This is a genomic window from Virgisporangium aliadipatigenens, assembly GCF_016863615.1.
GTDB lineage: Bacteria > Actinomycetota > Actinomycetes > Mycobacteriales > Micromonosporaceae > Virgisporangium > Virgisporangium aliadipatigenens.
The window spans coordinates 81538-99949 of record NZ_BOPF01000002.1 but is presented as its reverse complement, the minus strand read 5'-3'; the positions used below and the strand labels follow the sequence as shown (position 1 = coordinate 99949).

18 protein-coding genes are annotated in these 18412 nt (G+C 73.0%); 9 read left to right on the top strand and 9 right to left on the bottom strand.

What is annotated here, in order from left to right; all coding sequences use genetic code 11:
* Positions 1–10: 10 nt before the first annotated feature.
* Both shbA and Val02_RS01040 read left to right on the top strand, forming a co-directional pair.
* On the top strand, positions 11–583 hold the full coding sequence (gene shbA / locus Val02_RS01045; protein ID WP_239151278.1) for an RNA polymerase sigma factor ShbA: 573 nt from the start codon (positions 11–13) through the stop codon (positions 581–583).
* Positions 580–1386, top strand: coding sequence for a hypothetical protein (locus Val02_RS01040; protein ID WP_203896918.1), 807 nt, complete (start codon positions 580–582; stop codon positions 1384–1386). The genes shbA and Val02_RS01040 overlap by 4 nt, the downstream gene beginning before the upstream one ends.
* A 6-nt stretch (positions 1387–1392) precedes the next feature.
* Here Val02_RS01040 and Val02_RS01035 read toward each other — a convergent pair whose 3' ends face one another.
* From Val02_RS01035 to Val02_RS01005, 8 genes are all read right to left on the bottom strand, one after another.
* Complete coding sequence (locus Val02_RS01035) at positions 1393–2172, bottom strand: hypothetical protein (RefSeq protein WP_239151268.1); 780 nt, start codon at positions 2170–2172, stop codon at positions 1393–1395.
* 150 nt (positions 2173–2322) lie between these two features.
* Complete coding sequence (locus Val02_RS01030; protein ID WP_203896917.1) at positions 2323–2868, bottom strand: hypothetical protein; 546 nt, start codon at positions 2866–2868, stop codon at positions 2323–2325.
* Positions 2869–2883: 15 nt separating this feature from the next.
* Complete coding sequence (locus Val02_RS01025; RefSeq protein ID WP_203896916.1) at positions 2884–3588, bottom strand: class I SAM-dependent methyltransferase; 705 nt, start codon at positions 3586–3588, stop codon at positions 2884–2886.
* Positions 3589–3593: 5 nt separating this feature from the next.
* The gene (gene ahcY, locus Val02_RS01020; protein WP_203896915.1) at positions 3594–5048 is read right to left on the bottom strand and encodes an adenosylhomocysteinase; all 1455 of its coding nucleotides are present in this window, start codon (positions 5046–5048) and stop codon (positions 3594–3596) included.
* 151 nt (positions 5049–5199) lie between these two features.
* Positions 5200–5892, bottom strand: a complete 693-nt coding sequence (locus tag Val02_RS01015; protein ID WP_203896914.1) for a hypothetical protein — start codon at positions 5890–5892, stop codon at positions 5200–5202.
* A gap of 586 nt (positions 5893–6478) precedes the next feature.
* Positions 6479–7117, bottom strand: coding sequence for a response regulator (locus Val02_RS01010; protein WP_239151266.1), 639 nt, complete (start codon positions 7115–7117; stop codon positions 6479–6481).
* A gap of 13 nt (positions 7118–7130) precedes the next feature.
* Entirely contained in the window at positions 7131–8279 is a 1149-nt protein-coding gene (locus Val02_RS47040; RefSeq protein ID WP_239151258.1) for a sensor histidine kinase, read from the bottom strand.
* 65 nt (positions 8280–8344) lie between these two features.
* On the bottom strand, positions 8345–9550 hold the full coding sequence (locus Val02_RS01005; RefSeq protein WP_203896912.1) for an FAD-dependent monooxygenase: 1206 nt from the start codon (positions 9548–9550) through the stop codon (positions 8345–8347).
* Positions 9551–9647: 97 nt separating this feature from the next.
* Here Val02_RS01005 and Val02_RS01000 point away from each other — a divergent pair, with 97 nt between their 5' ends.
* The 3 genes from Val02_RS01000 (at position 9648) to Val02_RS00990 (ending at position 13291) form a co-directional block, all read left to right on the top strand.
* The gene (locus Val02_RS01000) at positions 9648–10070 is read left to right on the top strand and encodes a MarR family winged helix-turn-helix transcriptional regulator (protein WP_203896911.1); all 423 of its coding nucleotides are present in this window, start codon (positions 9648–9650) and stop codon (positions 10068–10070) included.
* Positions 10071–10148: 78 nt separating this feature from the next.
* Complete coding sequence (locus tag Val02_RS00995) at positions 10149–10823, top strand: ABC transporter ATP-binding protein (protein ID WP_203896910.1); 675 nt, start codon at positions 10149–10151, stop codon at positions 10821–10823.
* 11 nt (positions 10824–10834) lie between these two features.
* Positions 10835–13291, top strand: coding sequence for an ABC transporter permease (locus Val02_RS00990; RefSeq protein WP_203896909.1), 2457 nt, complete (start codon positions 10835–10837; stop codon positions 13289–13291).
* Here the strand turns inward: Val02_RS00990 and Val02_RS48095 are convergent.
* On the bottom strand, positions 13281–13871 hold the full coding sequence (locus tag Val02_RS48095) for a TetR/AcrR family transcriptional regulator (protein WP_275415527.1): 591 nt from the start codon (positions 13869–13871) through the stop codon (positions 13281–13283). The genes Val02_RS00990 and Val02_RS48095 overlap by 11 nt on opposite strands.
* A gap of 97 nt (positions 13872–13968) precedes the next feature.
* Here Val02_RS48095 and Val02_RS00980 point away from each other — a divergent pair, with 97 nt between their 5' ends.
* From Val02_RS00980 to Val02_RS00965, 4 genes are all read left to right on the top strand, one after another.
* Positions 13969–15009: an NAD(P)-dependent alcohol dehydrogenase gene (locus tag Val02_RS00980; protein ID WP_203896908.1), complete on the top strand. Its 1041-nt coding sequence runs from the start codon at positions 13969–13971 to the stop codon at positions 15007–15009.
* Between the two features lie 84 nt (positions 15010–15093).
* Complete coding sequence (locus Val02_RS00975) at positions 15094–17544, top strand: sensor histidine kinase (RefSeq protein ID WP_203896907.1); 2451 nt, start codon at positions 15094–15096, stop codon at positions 17542–17544.
* Positions 17541–17972, top strand: a complete 432-nt coding sequence (locus Val02_RS00970; RefSeq protein ID WP_203896906.1) for a roadblock/LC7 domain-containing protein — start codon at positions 17541–17543, stop codon at positions 17970–17972. The genes Val02_RS00975 and Val02_RS00970 overlap by 4 nt, the downstream gene beginning before the upstream one ends.
* Positions 17969–18403: a DUF742 domain-containing protein gene (locus Val02_RS00965; protein ID WP_239151249.1), complete on the top strand. Its 435-nt coding sequence runs from the start codon at positions 17969–17971 to the stop codon at positions 18401–18403. The genes Val02_RS00970 and Val02_RS00965 overlap by 4 nt, the downstream gene beginning before the upstream one ends.
* Positions 18404–18412: the final 9 nt, after the last annotated feature.

Here is an 18412-nt window from a genome sequence, read left to right as displayed (position 1 = left end):
CCTGACCCTCGTGATCGAGTCCGGCCTCGTGGTCCGGGCCGCCCGCCGCGACCCGGACGCGACGGCGACGCTGCTCGCCCAGGTCCGCCCCGGCCTGGTGCGCTACTGCCGTGCGCGCCTCGGCCGCATCGGCGGCGCCTACACGACCGCCGACGACGTCGCCCAGGAGGTGTGCCTGGCCCTGCTGCGCGCCCTGCCGACCTATCGCGACGTGGGCAAACCGTTCTCGGCGTTCGTGTACCGGATCGCCGCGCACAAGGTCGCCGACGCGCACCGCGCGGCCGTGCGCGACCTGGCCGTCACCGACACCGGCGAGGTGCCCGCCACCCCCTCCCCCGAGCCCGGTCCGGAGCAGCACGCGGTCAGCACCGACCTCGCCCGGCGCCTCTCCGGGCTGCTCGCCCGGCTGCCGGAAACCCAGCGGGAGATCATCCTGCTGCGGGTCGCGGTGGGGTTGGCCGCCGACGAGGTGGGCGAGGTGGTCGGCATGACGGCCGCCGCCGTCCGGGTCACCCAGGCGCGCGCGCTTGCGAAGCTCCGTATGCTTGCGGGCGACTCCTTGACCGACGAGGCAGCGGCATGAGCGGAGAAACCGACCATTCGTTGGACGAGATCGCGGCGATCGACGAGCTTCTCGACGCCGTGTCCCGTGGCGACGACCTCCCCGGCTCCGACACCCTCGCGGCGGCGCTGAAGGAGTGGCGCACCGACCTCGACGAGGACATTCCGGAGTCGGCGCCGATACCGGAGATACCGCCCGCGCCGGCCCGTACCTTCTGGCGGCGGGTGGCCGTCGGCGTCGCCGCCGCGTCGGTGCTCGCCGGCGGCCTGTCGATCGCGGCCCACGGCGCCGGCCCCGACAGTCCACTGTGGCCGGTCACGAAGGCCGTCTACGGCGAGACGGCCGACCTCAGGCTCGTCGAGCACACCATCGCCCGCGCGCGGACCGCCGTCGACGCGGGCCGTTACGACGAGGCCCGCCGGCTGTTGGACGACGCGTCGGAGGGCGTCGGGAAGATCCGGGACCGCGGGACGGCGCAACGGCTCCGTTCCGACATCGACGAGATCAGGGGCAGGTTGCCGGTCCCGGCGACCCCGCCCGCTCCGGCCGTCTCCCCGTCGGCTCCTTCCGGGGGAACGTCACCAGCACCACCCGCGCCCTCCCCGAGCGCCCCGGCCGGCGGAAGCGGCAGCGGCGGCGCGCCCGGCGGGGACAACAGCGGCGGCAGCGGAGACAACGGCGGCGGCGCCCAGCCGAGCCCGACGGCGCCCGGGGGCATCCTCCCCGGCCTGCCGCCCCTGCCCAGCCTGCCGGTGCCGGTTCCCACCCTGCCGGTACCGGTGCCGAGCATCAACGTCCCCGGGCTCCCGCCGGTCGGCGGCTGACGCCGTTCAGCAGCCCAGCCGGCGGGTGGAGAGGGCGATGTCGTCGATCCACAGGTCGAAGCGGCCCGGGGTCGTGCCGCCCTGGTACAACTGCCACCCGATCTTCACGGTGTCGACGCTCGGCAGCACGAACGGCACGTCGTTGCCGCCGTGGCTGTTGGTGGAGGCGGTCAGCTCCGGGTTCGCCACGCCGTCGAAGCGCACCTCGACCCGGTTGTCGGCGGCCTCGACGCGCCATTCGACGCACTGCCACACGTCCTCGCGGGTGGGTGCGGACTCGCGCCAGTTCGTCCAGTCGCCGGTGGGGCCGCCGTCGGCGCCGATCCCCCAGAGCGAACGGCCCAGGGTCGGCACCCACTGGCCGCCGACCGGGCGGACCACCTCGCTGCTGCCGCTGCCGGTCAGTTCGACCAGGGTGAAGTGCGCCCAGTCCGGTGCGGTCGGGAACGCGTCGACGCGCAGGCGCATCCGCCCGTAGAAGCTGTTGCCCGGGGCGGCGAAGTCGTCGACCCGCAGGAACGCCCGGCCGTTGTCCCGGGTGGAGACGTGCAGGAGCTTGTTGCCCCGCTGCCGTTCCACGGTCAGGGTGCCGTGCCTGGTGTCGATGCCCCAGTCCAGGCTGGACGCGCCGCCGGTGTCGAGGCGTTCGAAGTCCTCGCAGAAGAGCGCGCCGGTGCGGGCGCAGGTGCCCGTCGCGCCGCCGCTCGCCGGGGCGGCCGCCGCCGGCACCGCCAGCAGGGCGGCCATCCCCGCGGCGACGGTCGTGAACAGTCTGGCCATACGCATGGGTCGCCTCCGGATCGGCGTGGGAGCGCTTCCAACGACGCCCGGGAGTATGCCAGCCGAAATGACCCCCGTCGATCGAAACGGCGCTAATATCCCGACGCCCATGGACACGGCTGAACGGCTTGCACGGGCGGCAGCGCCCCGCGCGGCTCAGAACAGCGTGACCGCCCGCCCCGCCGCCTCCCGCACGACGTCGCCGTCGAGCGCCACGGTCGTCTCCGGGATGCCCCGCGCCGGCCATTCGCACACCACGTCGACGGGGCCGGACGGCGGCAACGGCCACACCCAGTAGCGCTGCTCGTGCCGCCGCTGACCGCCACTGCCGCCCTGCGGCAGGAGCCGCGGCCCCTCCTCGTCCGGGTCGGCCGGCCGGGGATCGAGGTTGGTCAGCACCGTCCCGTCGGCGAACCGCAGCCCGAAGCGCAGGAAGTCCGCCGGCAGCGGCCGGGCGTGGAAGTGTCGCAGGAACCGGCCGCCGCCCTCGCGCTGCGGCTCGCGCAGCACGACCGTGAGCGTGAACGCGAAGCCGTTCGGGTAGGCGTGCAGGTCACCGAGCGCCACGACGACGTCGTCGGTGCGGGCCAGCACGGTGGTCTCCGGGACGGCACCGGGCAGCACCGCCTCATCCGGCAGCCAGGCGGGGCGGGCGGGCTCCGGCGGGGGCGGCTGCGCCGGCCGTTGATCGAAGAATCCCATCCGCCCATGATGCCCCTACTCGCGGTGGGCGACGAAGACGTGTTCGAGGCCCGGCCGGTCGGGCGCGTCGCGCACGTCGACGACGGTGAACCCGTTGTCCCGCAACGACTCCGCCACCTCCGCCCGGGAGCGGAAGCGCAGCGTGGAGTCCGACGTCAGCGTCGACCCGTCCGCGGCGAACGTGTACGTGTAGCGGAACGAGACGTACGGGAGCGACACGTCGGTCACCTGCAGGTGTTGCGTCACCCCGTCGCGCACGTCGATGCCGCCCCACTCCGCCCAGGCGCGGCGTTCCGGGCGACGGGTCTCGAAGACGAGATGGCCGCCGTCGCGCAGGGCGGCACGGGCGCCGCGAAGGGTGGCGTGCCAGTCGTCGTCGCTCAGGAACACCTGGGCGACGTTCCCCGTCATCGTGGCGAGGTCGACCGACAGGTCGTCCGGCAGGGTGGTGGCGTCGCCGTGCAGCCACCGCACCGCCTCCGCACCCGGCTTGGCGCGGGCCACCTCGAGCGACGCCGCCGCCGGGTCCACACCCGTCACGCGCCGCCCGGTCGCCGCCAGCAGGAGCGCGAAACATCCGGTGCCGCAACCGATGTCGAGCACGTGGTGGGCGTTCAGCTCGTCGGCGAGGCGCAGGTACGCGTCGAGGTCCTCGCGGCCGCCGTCGAACGTGTCGTAGACGGCCGCGAGCCTCGGGTGCGCGAAAATGTTGTCGGACAAGGGGTTCAGTATCGGTAATGGTCCGGCTTGTACGGCCCCTCGACGTCGATGCCGAGGTACTCCGCCTGCTTCTTCGTCAGCGTCGTCAGCCGTGCGCCCAGGGCGTCGAGGTGCAGCCGGGCCACCTTCTCGTCCAGGTGCTTCGGCAGCACGTACACCTTGTTGGCGTACTCGCCGTGCCGGGTGAAGAGCTCGATCTGCGCGATCGTCTGGTTGGTGAACGAGTTCGACATGACGAAGCTCGGGTGGCCGGTGGCGTTGGCCAGGTTCATCAGGCGACCCTCGGCGAGCACGATGACGCTGTGGCCGTCCGGGAACCGCCACTCGTGCACCTGCGGCTTGATCTCGATCCGTTCGATGCCGGGGACCTTGGCGAGACCGGCCATGTCGATCTCGGTGTCGAAGTGGCCGACGTTGCCGACGATCGCGTTGTGCTTCATGCGTTCCAGGTGTGCGACGGTCACGATGTCGATGCCGCCGGTGGTGGTGATGACGACGTCGGCCCGTTCGACCACGTCCTCGAGGCGCGCGACCTCCATCCCGTCCATCACCGCCTGGAGCGCGCAGATCGGGTCGACCTCGGTGACGACGACCCGGGCGCCCTGTCCCCGCAACGACTCCGCCGCGCCCTTGCCCACGTCGCCGTAGCCGCAGACGACGGCGAGCTTGCCGCCGAGCATCACGTCGGTGGCGCGGTTGAGCCCGTCGGCGAGCGAGTGCCGGATGCCGTACTTGTTGTCGAACTTCGACTTCGTGACCGAGTCGTTCACGTTGATCGCCGGGAAGAGCAGCGCGCCGGCCTGTTCGAAGCGGTACAGCCGGTTGACGCCGGCGGTGGTCTCCTCGGTGACCCCGCGCAGCTGCGCGGCGATGCGGGTGAAGCGCTGGCCGTCCTGCGCGATGCTCTCGGCGAGCGTGGCGAGGATGACGCGGTACTCGGCGTGATCGTCCTCAGTGGACACCGGCACGGCGCCGGCCGTCTCGAACTCCACGCCCTTGTGCACCAGCAGGGTGGCGTCGCCGCCGTCGTCGACGAGCATGTTCGGGCCCACGCCGTCGCCGAAGTCGAACAGGCGCATCGTGCACCACCAGTACTCCTCCAACGTCTCGCCCTTCCAGGCGAACACCGGCGTGCCGGCCGGCGCGTCGACCGTCCCCTGTGGACCGACGACCACGGCGGCGGCCGCCTCGTCCTGCGTGGAGAAGATGTTGCAGGAGACCCAGCGCACCTCGGCCCCGAGCGCCACGAGCGTCTCGATGAGAACGGCCGTCTGCACCGTCATGTGCAGCGAACCGGCGACGCGGGCGCCCCGCAGCGGTTGCGCGGCACCGTATTCGCGGCGCAACGCCATGAGGCCGGGCATCTCGTGCTCGGCGAGCCGGATCTGGTGTCGCCCCGCCTCGGCGAGGGAGAGGTCCGCCACCGCGAACTCGAGACCGTTGACAGATTGCAGCTTCACGGCTGCCTCCTGAGAATCGGAGGCGCCCTTGGGTCAACTAGTGACTGGGCCGAGCGTGGCGGAAGAATCCGTCGCAGCGCCTCTCGACCCGCAGTCACCATAACACCACCCGATGGCAGCCTGGCAAGCTCTCCGTCATGTGAAACAGGGCCTAGAAAGGGGGTTCGTCGAAGGGTCCGTGCTGCGGCTCGTAGACCGGCGTCGCAAGCTCCCTCCAGGGAAGGTCCCGCTCACCCCAGTAACGCAGATTCGGCACCGCCGTTCCGAGGTGACACCAGTGAGGATCGGCGGCAACGGCGGCGCGGACGCGGTCGGACAGGGCAGCGCGGTGCGACATCAGCTCGGGCGCGGAGGCCAGGTTCACGGCGGCGATGAGGGCCGCGTCGCGTACGTACCCGTCAGGATCGTCGAGGAATGCGGCGACCACGGCATGGAGTTGCGGTCGCATCGGGCGCAGCGGACCGCCGATGTTCTCACCGCCAGGGGCGTCGTCACCGAACCACTCCCGCCACTGGACTCCCATCGCGTATCCGAGGCGGGCCAGCCAGTTCAGCAGGGCGGCACGCAGTGGCCCGTCGCCGTACTCGCGCGTGGGGCAGGGCTGAGCGCGGACCCGCGGGTCGCCGAGTGCCACGGCGACGAACCATGCCGCCGCGGGTGTCGCCTGGTAGATGGTGCCCTGGTGGAACAGTTCCTCCCACAGGTGGGACAGGGCCCGCCGCGCGTCGTCACGGTCACCGGTCAGCAGCCCGGCCAGGAGTCGCGGGGTCTCCGGCCAGGCCGGCCCGTGACTGTGTGCCAGGGCTCGCCAGTCGGTCTGTTCGAGAACGGTTTCCGGACGCACCAGGCGAGCCTAGACACCCTCCGGTCTCCGGGACGACGTGGAGGGCGCCCGGTAAACGGAGGGCAGACTCCGCCTTCAGATGGCCAAAAACAGGGCCCGTTCTGTCAGGCGCATGCACGAAAACGGAACCATGCGGCAAGCCCTGGAAACGGCGAGAAACGATGTGCGCGAGTGCGAGGGCCGCAACCTGCCCAGGATGCTGGGCGCCACCGGCAGAGGGTTCGGTCAACACCGAACATGCCGCCGCCATCGCCGACACCCTCGACGCCCTGACAGCCGGTCACCGATACGCCGCGCCGCCTCGGCCCCCATGGCCGTATGCCCCTGCGCCGACGCGATCCGATCACCGATCACCGCCATCTCGGCGCGCGCATCCTCAACAGGTCCCACCCGATCGCCTCCGCCGACAACACTATGGCGATCGATGGATGGCGCCTACCCAAAAGCAAGGCCGCCTTTGGAGGCAGAGACGGCCACGCCGCAACATCTACCATCGCACGCCGACCCGGTCCGCGTGACCGGCCGGGTCGGCACGCTCACGGCACTCGTGCGCCCGGAGATGACGAGGGTCGCGGTAGGCGTGGGGTCAGCCCGCGTCGTGGACGAGGATCGCGGCCTGGACACGGTTCGTGAGTCCCAGCTTCGCGAGCGAACGGCTCAGGTGCGACTTGACCGTCGCCTCGCGCATCGACAGTTCGCGGGCGATCTCGGCGTTGGACAGGCCCCGCGCGACGGCCCGCACCACCTCCTCCTCGCGCAAGGTCAGCGTGCCGAGCCGCTGGCGGGCCGACTCCGCGCGGGCCGGCGCACCGTCGGCGTAGGCGCTGATCAGCCGCCGGGTGACGGTCGGAGCGAGCATGGCGTTCCCGGCGGCGACGGTGCGCACGGCGGCCGCCAGGTCCTGCGGCGGGGTGTCCTTGAGCAGGAAGCCGACCGCTCCGGCGCGCAGCGCCGCGTGCACGTACTCGTCGAGGTCGAACGTCGTCAGCATCACCACCTTCGGCCCGTTCTCCCCGTGGAGGCGCCCGGCGGCGGTGAGCCCGTCCATGACCGGCATGCGCACGTCCATCAGCACCACGTCCGGCCGGTGGGTGGCGACCGCGCGGACGGCCGCGGCCCCGTCGGCGGCCTCGGCCACCACGGAGATGTCGCCGGCCGCCTCCAGGATCATCCGCAGGCCGGAGCGCACCAGCGCCTCGTCGTCGACGACCAGCACTCTGATCAACGTGCCTCCCCGTTCACACTGCTCCCAGTGGCAACAGTGCCCGTACCTTGAACCCGCCGTCGACCTGCGGCCCGGCGAAGAACTCGCCGCCGAGCAGTTCGACCCGCTCGCGCAGGCCGGCCAGGCCCATGCCGCTGCCGGGCAGCAGCGCCGCGCCGCCGTCGGAGGGGCCGTTGCGCACAGACACCTCCAACGCGTCGTCGCCGTAGCGCAGCTCGACGTCGGCCGCCGCCCGCCCGGCGTGCTTGTGCACATTGGTGAGCGCCTCCCGCACGATGCGGTACGTCGTGCGTTCGACCGAGGGGGAGACGGCACGCGGCGCGCCGCAATCCCGCCGGACCACGGTGACCCCGGCGGCGCGGGACTCGTCCAGCAGCGCGTCGAGGTCGGCGAGGGTCGGCTGCGGCGCGGCGCCGACCTCGGCGGGGCGCAGGACGCCGAGCACCGAACGCAGGTCGGCCAGCGCCTCCCGCCCCGTGGTGCGGATCAGCGCGGCGGCCTCGGCGGTGGCCGGATCGGACGTGTTGACCTCCAGCGCCCCCGCGTGCAGGACCATCAGCGACACCCGGTGCGCCACGACGTCGTGCATCTCCCGGGCGATGCGGGCGCGCTCCTCCGCGCGGGCCTGGTCGGTGCGGGCGGAGTGTTCGCGTTCGAGCTGGGCGGCCCGCTCCCGCGCGGCGGCGAGGACCTGGCGCCGGGCGGCCATCCACAGGCCGACGGCCGACGGCAGGGCGACCAGCATCGCGGCGGCGATGACCGCCCACAGCACGTACGCCCACCGGAAGTCGCGCTTGGTGTAGACGGCCCCGGCGACGTGCGCGACGAACACGACGCCGGCGAGCACGGCGGCCGGGACGCGCCGCCCGCGCACCACGGAGTGATACGTCGCGGCCATCATGCCCGGCCACGAGCCGAACGTCAGCCATGCCGCCAGCGCCGCCACGCACAGCGGCCACCACCACCGCCGGGCGAGCATCGTCGCGATGCCGCACGAGGCCGCGAGAACGCCGGCCAGGACCAGCGCCCCGGGCCCGTACACGGCGTCGAGGGCCGGCTCGTCGTAGAACGACGCGGGCTTGCCCGGCGCGAGGAACGACAGCGCGAAGACCGCCACCCCGGCGACCGCCACGGGGAGCATGCGGGCGAGGCGCTGTTCCACGACGGGAAGCCTAAGCGGTCTTGCGGACCGGCGCGTACGACGAAAGTCGCAGACGCGGGCGCCGGTCAGTGCACCCTGGCGATGTCGAGCCGGTCCTCCCGTTCGCTGCGGCCGAGCGCGAAGTGGCGCACCACGTCGGCCAGTACGGGCAGTTTGAGGGCGTGCGCCATCAGCTGCCGCAGGGCCATCTCGCGTTCGTCGCCCGGCATGAAGACCAGTGGCTCGCGCCCGCTCCTCTGATAGCCGGCGATGTGCGGGCGCAGGTGGTTCTCCCAGGCGCGCAGGGCGGTGCCGACGTCCTCCGGGTGGCGCTGCAGCATCGTGCCGAGCAGGTCCGCGCCGGCGAGCCCGGCGGAGACGCCCAGGCCGGCGAAGAGGGTCAGGCACCAGGCGGAGTCGCCGACCAGCACGACCCGGCCGCACGACCAGGTCTCCAGGTCGACCTGTTCGAGAGAGTCGAAGACGATTTCGTCGGCGGTGTCGAGGGCGGCGAGGGCCTCGCCGAGCAGCGGTCCCGGGGCCTGGGGCCCGAACGCCGCCCGGACCCGGTCGGCGGGCCGTCCGGTGAACTCGGCGTCCACGTCCGTGGTGCGGTAGAGGAAGAGTGCCGTCGGCGGATGGTCGACGAACGGGAAGGTCCACATGGCGCGTCCGGGCTCGAACAGGCCGGCGCTGTCGCGTTCGTATCCGCCGATCGGGGCGGGCAGCGTGAAGGTCGCGACCATGACGCCGAGGCGGCGCAGGTACCGCTGGTGCGGGCCGAAGGCGAGCCGGCGGACGGTGGAGCGCAACCCGTCGGCGCCCACGACGAGGTCGAAGCGTTCGGCCTGCTGGGCACCGGCCCGTTCGAGGGTGACGTCCACCCCCGACGCGTCCTGCTCGATGCGGGTGGGCGAGGTCCCGTACCGGATCTCGACGTCGGCGGGCAGCGCCTCGAAGGCGGCGCGTTCGACGTCGCTGCGCATCATGAAGCGGTTCTCTCCCGGCAGGTCCGGGACGCCGAGGCCGGCCCTGCGGCGGCCGGCCCGGTTGACCGTGTAGGTGACGCCGCCGGGCACCGAGCGGTCCGGCATGGCGTCGAGGAACCCGAGCCGTCGCGCGGCGGCCTGGCCCGGGCCGAACAGGCCGATGAACTGCCCGCCGGTGCGGCGGGAGCGCGCCCGTTCGACGATCGTCGGGCTCCAGCCCGCCTGGTGCAGGCGGATCGCGGTGGCCATGCCGCTGATACCGAGACCGACGACGAGTGCCTTCCTACCGTTCGAGTGACTCATGTTCACCCCTCCAATATGGTTGGAATTTCCAACTACTTCAAGAATGGTTGGAAATTCCATCGATGTCAAGCCGGGTGCGTCACGTACGCTGCGGACCATGGCTTTCGACACCCTCGAGGACGCTCTCGTGCAGTGCGCCTTCAGCGTCATCGGAACGGTCACGCACCTCGGTGCCGTGAACGACCTGTCGTTGACCCAGCTGAGAGTGATCGGCACGCTCCGCGACCGTCGATGCCACGTGACCGAACTGGCCGACCTCTGCGGCCTGGACAAGTCGACCATGTCCACCCTCGTCGACCGGGCCGCCAAGCGCGGGCTCGTGGCCACCGATCGCAACGCCGAGGACCGCCGGATGCTCGACGTCTTCCTCACCCCGGCGGGCCGCGAACTGGCGTGGCAACTCACTGAACAGGCCAACGAGATCCTCAAGCACACCACAAACGTGCTGGACGAAGCTCAACGCGAAGCGCTGCGCGCACTGCTCGAGGTCGTGTTCCGCCCGGCATCCGCGGTGGCCTAGCGGCTACGACGAAAGTCGCAGACGCGCTTCGCCCTCCGGCCGAGGCCTCATCCGCACCACCGGCCACATCGTGATGGCATGACAGCAGATACAGCCGTGCGCGCCAGCGGGCTGACGAAGGTGTTCGGCTCCGGCGGGGCGCGGGTCGTCGCGCTCGACGGCGTGGACGTGACGTTCGAGCGGGGCCGCTTCGCCGCCGTGATGGGGCCCTCCGGTTCCGGCAAGTCGACGCTGATGCACTGCGTCGCCGGCCTCGAACGTCCCACCGACGGCACCGTCCACATCGGAGGGACGGAGCTGACCGGCCTCTCCGAGCAGAAACTGACGGCGGTGCGGCGGGACCGGATCGGCTTCGTGTTCCAGGCGTTCAACCTGTTGCCGACGCTGAGCGCGTGGGAGAACATCACGCTCCCGCTCGACCTCGCCGGGAAGAAGCCCGACCAGACCTACTCCGACGCGGTGGTCGACGCCCTGGGGCTGCGGGACCGGTTGCACCACCGGCCGGCGCAGCTGTCCGGCGGGCAGCAGCAGCGGGTGGCGTGCGCACGGGCGCTGGTCACCCGGCCGGACGTGGTGTTCGCGGACGAGCCGACGGGGGCGCTCGACTCGCGGTCGTCGGCGGAGGTGCTGACGCTGCTGCGCCGGTGCGTGGACGAGTTCGGGGCGACGGTGGTGATGGTGACGCACGACCCGCGCGCCGCCGAACGCGCCGACCGCGTGGTCACCCTCGCCGACGGCAGGGTGGTGGCGTAATGCTTCGGGCCATGCTGCGCGATCTGCGCGCGCACAAGGGACGCCTGGCGATGATGCTCGCCGCGATCGTGCTCGGCGTCGGGTTCATGGTGGCGACGTGGGTGGTCTCCGACTCGACGGCGCGCACCGCCGGCGGTGGCGCGGCGCGCACCGACGTCGCGATCTGCGCGCAGGCGCTGGAGCCGGAGTCCGGGTTCACGCCGGCCGAACGGGACCGGCTCGCCGCGCTGCCGGGCGTCACCCGCACGAACGGCGTGCGCCTCGGCTACGCGGCCCTCGTCGCCGCCGACGGGAAGCTGGCGGGCGTGTGGCCGGACCGGGCCGGCACCGGCTGGGACGACTCGCAGCGCTTCGTACTGGCCGACGGCCGCGCGCCGCGCGCGGGCGAACTGGCGCTGGGCGAACAGGTCGCGGCCGCCGCCGGGTTGACGGTGGGCGACACCGCGCGGGTCATCCTCGCCGACGGTTCCTCCGTCCGGCCCGTCGTGGTCGGGCTGTTCACGTACCGCCCGCTGGGCGCGGAGCCGATCCCGTCGCTGGCGTTCGCCGGTGACGAGTCGGCCGTCCTTCTCGGCGACCGTTTCGATCGGGTCGAACTGGCAACCGCGTCAGCGGCCGACGAGACGCGGCTCGCGCTCCAGGTGAAGTCCATTGTGGACGGTGAACGGGAGGTGCGCACCGGTGCGGAGCTGACCGCCGAGCGCGAACGCATGGTCGCCGACAACGCCCGTTCGGTCCGCGAGGTGATGCTGGTCTTCGCGGCCGTCGCGCTCGTGGCGGGGATGTTCGTCATCGCCAACACGTTCACGATGCTGGTGGCGCAGCGGACGCGCCAGTTCGCGCTGCTGCGGGCCGTCGGGGCGAGCGCGCGTCAGGTCCGGGTCGCCGTGCTCACCGAGGCCGCCGTGATCGGTGTGCTCGGCTCGACCGTCGGTGCCGTGCTCGGCGTGCTGCTCGGCATCGGCGCGTTGGCCGCGTTCCGGCCGGAGGGCACCACCGTGGCGTACACGGTGAGCCCGTTCGGCATCGCGGCCGGGTATCTCGCCGGGGTGCTCGTGACGGTCGTGTCGGCGTACGGCTCGGCCCGCCGCGGTGCCGCCGTGGCGCCGGTGGCCGCGTTGCGCACCGACGCCGCGCTCCCCCGGCGGGCGCTGCTGTCCCGCGCGATCGTCGGCGGCGTGCTGGTGGTCGGCGGGGTCGCGGCGGTCGCCGCCACATCGGGCGTGGACCTCGACAACACCGGGCGCTTCGTCAGCATGGGCGGCGCCATCGCGGTGTGGCTGGGGCTCGTGGTGCTGGCGCCGTTCCTGGCCATGGCGGCCCTCCGTCCACTTGCGACACTCGTCGGGTGGCGCGGCGGCCCGACGGCGAAACTGGCCGTGCGCAACGCCCTGCGGGACCCGCGGCGCACGGCGGCCACCGCCTCGGCCCTCACCGTGGGGCTGGGACTGGTGTGCGGCTTCGCCGTCGTCGGCGAGTCGTTCGCGAACGTCGCCGGCGCCACCACCCGCGACCAGGTGCCTGCCGGCACGACGGTGGTGCAGCCCGCGCTCGACGGCTCCCGGCTCGGCCCCGAGGTGGTGACGAAGGTGCGCGCGACCCCGGGGGTGGCGGCCGCCGTCGCGTTGACCCGCGCGCCCGTGGAGTGGGCGGCCGGCGACCGTCCACTGGGGACGACCTCGATGAGTCCGGTCGACCCGGCCGCCTTCGAACGGGTCCTCACCATGCCGGTCGTCGAGGGCTCCGGCGACCTGCGCCGCGGCGCCGTCGTGCTGCGCGGCAACGCCGACCTCAACCGGCTCGACGTCGGCGACACGCTCACGCTCACCGTGGCGCCCGGGGTGACCCGGCGGGTCCCGATCGTCGGCCTCTACCGGGGCTGGGAGGGCCAGCCGGGCATCTTCCTCGACGAGGCGCTGGTGCCGGCCGAGCACCGGGGCGTCCTGGAGGCCGTGTACGCCGCGGGATCCGGCGCGCGGGCGGGCCTCGACGCGGCGTTCGCCGACCGGCCGGACATCCTCGTGACCGACCGCGACGGCCTGGTGGAACGCCTCGTCAAGGGCTTCGAACTGGTGCTGGCCGTCATCTACGCGATGTTCGGCGCGGCGCTCGTGATCGCCGTCTTCGGCGTCGTCAACACCCTCGCCCTCTCCGTCCTGGAACGCACCCGCGAGATCGGGGTCCTGCGGGCGCTGGGCGCGGGCCGGACGTTCGTGCGGCGCGTGGTCCGTCGGGAGAGCATCGTCATCACCTGCTACGGCGGCGCGCTGGGCCTGCTCGTCGGGATCGGCGTCGGAGCGGTCATGCAGCACGTGATGCTGCTGCAGCCGCTGTGGCCGGTCGGCGTTCCGGTGCCGATGGTGGCTATCGGCGTCGTCGGGATGGTGCTGGTGGGCGTGCTCGCCGCGGTGTGGCCCGCCCGCCGCGCGAGCCGCGCCGACATCCTGGCGGCGGTCGCTACCGAGTAGGTTCGTCCAGGAACGCCACCGAGTGCCGCGCCACCTGACGCATGAACCGCAGGCTGCGCCCGGCCTGGCCCAGGGTCTCCATGCCCCGCACGGTGATCAGCAGCAGCGCCGCGAGCGCCCCCGGATCGTGCCGGGGCGCGAGGTCGCCGTGCCGCTGCGCCTGGGCCAGGCAGCCGGCGAGAACGGTCTCGTAGGTGCCGTAGGTGCGCTCCGCGCGTTCGGCGACGGCGGGGTCGGTGGCGGCCAGCGCGGCGGTGGACTTGGCGAGGAAGCAGCCGCGCATGTTGCCGCCGCAGTTGTCCGCCACGTGCGCCATGTGGGCCACGATCCGTCGCGCGGCACCGGCGTCGTCCCCGTCGAGATCGGCGTGCACGGCGGCGACGGTGGCGTCGCAGTAGGAGTCCAGCGCCCGCAGGAAGAGACCCCGCTTGTCGCCGAACGCCCCGTACAGGCTGCCGCGGCTGAGGCCGGTGGCGGCGACGAGGTCGTGCACGGAGGTGGCCGCGTAGCCGGCCGTCCAGAAGACCTCGCGGGCCCTGGCGACGACCTCGTCCTCGTCGAACTCCCGCGGTCGCGCCATGGCCCCACACTACCCGTTCACGAACGACCATTCCAAAACATGCTAGGTTCTGGAACGATCAGTCGCGAACCTCCGTCGTCCAGCGCCCAGGAGCACCATGCCCGTCGCCGTCAACGCCTACTCCGTCGAATACGCCGGAGCACCGCTCACGCCGATCACGCTCGAACGCCGCGACCCCGGCCGCACCGAACTCCTCGTCGACGTCGCCTACGTCGGCGTCTGCCACTCCGACGTGCACTTCGCCCGCGACGACTGGGGCATCTCGCGGTTCCCGATGGTGCCCGGACACGAGATCACCGGCGTCGTCGCCGCGGTCGGCCCGGACGTCACCCGGTACGTGCCCGGCGACCGGGTCGGCATCGGCAACCTGCTCGACTCCTGCCGCACGTGTGCCAACTGCCGGGCCGGCCGCCAGCAGTACTGCCTCGGCGGGGCGGTGAGCACCTACAACTCGATCGACCGCACCGGCACACCGACCGCGGGCGGCTACAGCGAGAAGATCCTCGTCGAGCAGGACTACGCCCTGCGCGTCCCCGACGCCCTCGACCTCGCCGCCGCCGCGCCGCTGCTCTGCGCCGGCGTGACGATGTACTCCGCGCTGCGGCACTGGAACGCCGGCCCCGGCACCCGCGTGGCGATCGCCGGACTCGGCGGCCTCGGGCACCTCGGCGTCCGGTTCGCCGCCGCGATGGGCGCGGAGGTGAGCGTCCTGAGCAGGACGGCGGCGAAGGCGGCGGACAGTGCGCGGTTCGGCGCCGCGCACCACTACACCACGGCCGAGGCGGCCGGCCTCGGCGGCCGGTTCGACCTCATCGTCTCGACGCTGTCGACCGCGGCGGACACGGCGCCGTTCCTGGCGCTGCTGGCCACCGACGGCACGCTCGTCATGGCCGGGGCACCCGCGGCGCCGCTGACCGCACCCGTCGGGCTGCTGATCGGCGGGCGGCGCAGCGTCGCGGGCACCTCGATCGGCGGCATCGGCGAAACCCAGGAGATGCTGGACTTCTGCGTCGCGCACGGGATCGCCGCCGAGATCGAGGTGATCGGCGCGGACGCGCTGGACACGGCGTTCGGCCGCCTCGACGCGGCCGACGTGCGCTACCGGCTGGTGCTGGACGCAACGACGTTGCGGACCTGAGCCGCCGTCGCCGATCGCACAGCTTGTGCGGGGGCCCGGGCGCCACGGCTGGTACCTCATTCAAGGCAACGAATGGGGGCACACATGGCCGGACACCGGCGCGGCCGCACGTCGTCCGAGGAACGGATCATCGTCGACCTCCCGCGCAAGGGCGGGGGCAGCGTACGCGGCAAGCTCGCGCGGCTGCTCGCCGTGCCGCTCGTGGGGGTCCTGCTGCTGCTCGGCGACCTCGTGCTCAAGGAGGTCGAGGAGTACACGGTCGCCACCGCCTCGCTGCGTTCGGTCGAACTCGCCGAGGCCTCGCAGGCCCTGGTCGGCGAACTCCAGCGGGAACGCGCCATGACGGCCGGCGCCTCCTCCGGGGTGGCCGACCTGCGCGGCGACCTCGACAACCAACGCGCACTGGTCGACGCCACCCGGGCCGCGCTGGCCCGCCAGATGGGCGGCGCCGAGGAGGACGGCGGCGCGCGGGCCGCCCTGGCCCGGCTCGACGACCTGGTGGCCGTCCGCGCGCAGCACGACGCCGGCCGCATCGACGGCGCCGCCGCCTACCGCTACTACACCGAACGGATCGCCGCGCTCAACCGCGTCGACCTCGGCCTCGACATCCCCTCCCCCGACCCGGACACCGAACTGCGCCGGGGCCTCGCGGCGCTGCAGGCCCTGTACATCGCCGCCGAGGCCGTCTCCGCCGAGCAGGCCGTGCTGCTGCCCGACCAGGAGGCCGGCCGGCTCGACACCGACCGGTACGCCCGGTTCGTCGCCGCGTACTCGGAGCGGCAGCTCGCACTCGCCGAGTTCAACCGGTGGGCCAGCGACACCCAGCGCGGGCTGGTCGACGCCGCCCTGAGCAGCCCCGCCGGCGTCGAGATGGGCCGCATCGAGCTGCAGGCCCTGGACGCCGCCGGCCGCACCGCCGACGTCAACGTGACCGCGTGGTGGAACGCCACCGGCGCCGTCGTCGAGGCGCTGCGCCGGGTGCAGGAGGAGGTCGACGTGGCCGTCGACGCCCGGTTCGAGGACCTGCGCTCGGACGCGCGATGGGACCTCGCCGGCCTGATCCCGTTGGCGCTGCTGTGCGTCGTCGTGGCGGCGCTGCTGATCCGTTCGGCCAGCCGGTCGATCGTGCGTCCGCTCGCCGCACTCGTGAGCGAGGCCAACGACGTCGCCGGCCGCCGGCTCCCCGAGACGGTGGAACTGGCCCGCACCGGCGACCCCGACGTGCGCGCGCCGCAGGTGCGCCTGCCGGAACGCAGCAGCACCGAGATCCGTTCGGTGGCGCACGCGCTGGACCGGGTGCAGCTGGCGGCGTTCACGCTGGCGCGGCAGGAGGCGGTGCTGCGCCAGAACACCGTCGACTCGCTCGCCAACCTCGGCCGCCGCACCCAGAACCTGCTGCGCCGCCAGCTCGGCTTCATCAGCCAGCTCGAGCGCGAGGAGACCGACCCGACGGCGCTGGGCAACCTGTTCGAACTCGACCATCTCGCCACCCGCATGCGGCGCAACGCGGAGAGCCTGCTGGTGCTGGTGGGCGAGACGACGCCGCGCCGCTGGGCGACCCCGATGCCGATCACCGACGTGATCCGCGCGGCCGTCGCCGAGGTCGAGGAGTACCGGCGGGTCACCCTGCGCCGCGTGGACGACGCCAAGGTCGCCGGCCGGTTCGTCGCCGATCTCGCGCACATGCTGGCCGAGTTGATGGAGAACGCCCTGACGTTCTCGCCGCCCGACGTGGACGTCGAGGTGCACGGCCGGATCACCGGGGGCCGGTACCTGATCGCCATCGTCGACCACGGCATCGGCATGTCGCCGAGCGAGCTGAACGCCGCCAACGCCCGGCTGCGCGGCGAGGAGGACTTCACCGTCGCGCCGACCCGCTACCTGGGCCACTACGTGGTGGGCCACCTCGCCCGGCGGCTCGGCGTCGAGGTGCAGGTCGTGCAGTCCCCGGTGACCGGGGTGACGGCGCGCGTCCACGTTCCCGAGACGCTTGTCGTGATGCCGGAGGAGGTCGAACCGCCGACGCGCGGCGCGCCCGACCCCGGACCGGCGCGGCGCGAGATCGAGGCCGCACCGCTCGCGGCGACCGTAGTCCGCGGCCCGGCGACGGCGCCGGATGGCCCCCACAACGACGCACTCCGGCCCGCGAGCTTCGCCGGGCGGCCCGGAGCGGTCGCCGACTCCGCACCCGTGCCCGCACCCCGGGTCCCGGAACCGGTGGCCGCGCCCGCCGGGCCGCCCCCACAGAGCCGGCCGGGCGGCAGCGCGCCGAGCGTCGTGACGGCGCAGTTCCGCCCGATCAGCTCCCCACCGGAGTGGCCGCTCACCAACCCCGACGCGGCCGGCCGCACCGCGAACGGCCTGCCCAAGCGCGTACCCCGCGCCCGCAAGCCCACCGTCACTCCCGCGGCACCCGCGGAGCCGACCGTGGAACGCGATCCGGCCCAGACCCGCTCCATGCTGGCCTCCCTGCGGGCCGGCGTGCAGCGCGGCGAGTCAGCAGGACGTAAAGAGCTACAAGGAGATCCCCGATGACCGTCGACCAGGCCTCCCGCACCGGCCCCGACGAACTGAGCTGGATGCTCGTCAACTTCGTGCGCGGCACCGACGGCGTCCGCGACGCGGTCGTCGTCTCCTCCGACGGGCTGCTCGTCGCCATGTCCGCCGGCCTCGACCGGGCCGGCGCCGACCAGCTCGCCGCGATCGTCTCCAGCCTGACGGCCGTGGCGCGCAGCGCGTCGCGCAAGTACGAGTTCGACGGGCTGAAACTGGTGCTCATCGAGATGAAGCGCGGCTTCCTCGTCATCTCCTCGATGGAGGGCGGCAGCTGCATCGGCGCGCTCGCCGACGGGGACTGCGACGTCGGCCTGATCGGCTACGAGGTGGCGCTGCTCGCCGAACGCTTCGGCCGGCAGCTCTCCCCGGCGCTGATCTCCGAGTGCCGGCAGGCCCTGCCGAGGTGACCGACGCCTTTCGGGTCCCGGACGCGCGCATGCTCGACGATCCCGGACTCGTCCCAGGATCCCGGGCCGGACGGCACAGGCCCGGGGACGACCGCCCGGAACCGCCGGAGGACGACCTGGTGGTGCGGCCGTTCCTGATGACGGGCGGCCGCACCCGTCCCCTGGTCGACGGCCTCTACCCGGAGACGATGCTGAGCGTCATCCCGGCCGCGCTCTCCGCACCGCTGCGCTTCGAGCTGCGCCGCATCGCCGAGTACTGCCGGACGCCGCGTTCGGTGGCCGAGATCGCCGTGCGGCTGAAGGCGCCGCTCGGGGTGGCGAAGGTGCTCGTGGGCGACCTCGTCACCGGCGGCCACCTGACCGTTCTGGAACGCACCGAACTCACCATCGACGTCATAGAGAGGATCAGAGATCGTGTCCGGGCCCTCTGAGAACGGTGT